Here is a 946-nt window from a genome sequence, read left to right as displayed (position 1 = left end):
GTAAGCAAGAAGAAGCACAAGATCGTGCTATTCGCCCGAAATTACTAGCTGACTACGTAGGTCAGCCTGTTGTCAAAGAACAAATGTCTATTTTCGTTGAGGCAGCAAAAAAACGAGAAGAGGCACTTGATCATGTTCTTATTTTTGGTCCGCCTGGCTTAGGTAAGACAACGCTCGCGAATATCCTCGCTAATGAACTTGAATCTAACATTCAGTCTACGTCTGGGCCGGTGCTCGAAAAGGCAGGCGATTTAGCGGCCTTACTCACCAACTTAGAAGAAGGCGACATTCTTTTTATTGATGAGATTCATCGTTTAAGTGCGAATGTCGAGGAGGTTCTTTATCCCGCGATGGAGGATTATCAGCTCGACATTATGATTGGTGAAGGCCCAGCAGCGCGGTCTATTAAGTTGGATTTGCCCCCGTTTACACTGGTTGGCGCTACCACGCGCGCCGGACTATTAACGTCACCACTGCGTGATCGATTCGGTATTGTTCAGCGCCTCGAGTTTTATAGTGTCGCTGACTTGGCGAGTATTGTGGAGCGTTCTGCTCGCTTATCTGGAATTCATATTGAGTCACAGGGTGCTGTCGAGATTGCTAAGCGTTCTCGTGGTACGCCGCGTATTGCTAACCGCCTTTTGCGTCGCGTACGAGATTATGCGGAAGTTAAAAGTGACGGAAGCATTACTCAGAAGGTCGCTGATAAGGCCTTAAATATGTTGAGTGTAGATGAATGCGGTTTCGATCATATGGACCGAAAGTTACTGCTCACGATGATTGAGAATTTTGGTGGTGGTCCAGTAGGCGTTGAGAGTATGGCTGCCGCAATAGGTGAAGAGCGAGGAACGATCGAGGATGTTCTCGAGCCTTATTTAATTCAGCAGGGCTATATGATTCGCACGCCTAGAGGGCGAATGGCCACTGAAAAGGCATGGTTGCATTT

1 protein-coding gene is annotated in these 946 nt (G+C 47.6%); it reads left to right on the top strand.

Features of this window, described 5'->3' with window-relative positions; translation table 11 throughout:
* On the top strand, positions 1-946 hold a 946-nt coding region (gene ruvB / locus A3762_RS17480; protein ID WP_068756856.1), incomplete at both ends, for a Holliday junction branch migration DNA helicase RuvB.

The organism is Oleiphilus sp. HI0125 (assembly GCF_001635355.1).
Note: the sequence above shows the minus strand (reverse complement) of the source record. Positions and strands in the feature narration are given on the sequence as shown.